The organism is Yinghuangia sp. YIM S10712 (assembly GCF_051388935.1).
Lineage (GTDB): Bacteria > Actinomycetota > Actinomycetes > Streptomycetales > Streptomycetaceae > Yinghuangia.
Genome location: NZ_JBPKBI010000072.1, coordinates 1 through 1,280, shown reverse-complemented (window position 1 = coordinate 1,280; position 1,280 = coordinate 1). Strand labels below are relative to the sequence as shown.

1 protein-coding gene is annotated in these 1,280 nt (G+C 63.8%); it reads right to left on the bottom strand.

What is annotated here, in order from left to right; translation table 11 throughout:
• Positions 1 to 44: 44 nt before the first annotated feature.
• Positions 45 to 1,162, bottom strand: a protein-coding gene (locus ACRX5W_RS33240; RefSeq protein WP_436792122.1) for an IS3 family transposase whose coding sequence is annotated in 2 segments (ribosomal slippage) — positions 45 to 964 and positions 964 to 1,162 — 1,119 coding nt in all. Because the reading frame shifts where the segments join, the coding sequence is not laid out codon by codon here.
• Between the last annotated feature and the right edge of the window lie 118 nt (positions 1,163 to 1,280).

The following is a 1,280-nucleotide window of genomic DNA, read 5'->3' as shown; positions in this document are numbered from 1 at the left end:
TGAGGGGCCTCGCGTTTTCCGGACAGTCAATTTGCGGGTTGTTTTCACGCGGCGAGACGCAGAGTTGCGTACTCATCCTCGACTTCCTGGGGTGTCCTGTAACCGAGCGAAGAATGCAACCGCCGACGGTTGTAAAAGCCCTCGATATATCGGACTACCTCGCGCCGGGCCTTGGCCCGGGTGGCGAACTCGTAGCGGTTCAGCCACTCGTTCTTCAGAGAACCGAAGAAGGATTCCGCTAGCGCGTTATCCCAGCAGACCCCGGTACGTCCGACCGATTGGCGCATGCCCATGCTAGTGAGCTTCCGGCCGAAGTCAAGAGCGGTGTAATTCGAGCCGCGATCCGAGTGAAACACGGCGTTCGGCTGGATATCCATATTCGCGGCAGCCATGTCAAGTGCTGCTGCGACAAGTGGCGTCCGGTAGTGGTCCGCCATCGCCCACCCGACAACTTTCCTGCTGAAGCAGTCGACCACCGTCGCCAGGTAAAGGAATCCCTCCCACGTCGGAATGTACGTGACGTCGCCGACGAATTTCGTGCCCGGGGCCGCGGCGGTGAAGTCGCGGCCGACCAGGTCGGGGATTCGGTGGCGCCGGTCCGCCTCGGTGGTCGTCGGCCGCCACGGCCGCGGCTGGCAGGCGCGCAGCCCCAGGTCACGCATCAGTTGCCGGACCAGCTCGGGGCTGCAGCGCTCGCCGGAGCGGGCCAGGACCGCGTGGACCCGGCGGTGACCGTAGGTCTCGTGGTTGGCGTGGAATATCTCCTCGATCATGGTTTTGAGTCGTCCCCGGCGTTCCGCGGTCGCGGAATTCGGGCGGGCGCGCCACTCGTAGTATCCGGAAGTGGACACGCCCGACCACGCGCACATGTCGGTGACCGCGTAATGCGCCCTCTCCGCGTCGATCAGCTCCCACAGCGGGATCAGCGATCGTCCCCGTTCGCGAAGAAGGCGGTCGCTTTTGAGAGGAACTCCACCTGCTCGCGCAGCTTGCGGACCTCGCGTTCGAGTTCTCGCTCCCGTTCGGTACCAGTACCGGCCGATTCGGGCGCCAGCCCGGAATGCCGGCGCTTGTAGGCGGCCACCCAGTTCCCCAGGGTGGTGTCGTGAATACCGAGTTCCCTCGCGACGTGCGTGATCGGGCGGGGTCCGTCCAGCACCATGCGGACGGCCTCGTCCTTGAAATCCTGAGAATAAGGCTTTCTGCGACCCAATTACCTGTCCTTCCGAGTACCCCCAATTGTAGTTGGGGGCACTGTCCGGAAAGTCTTGGGCACCTCA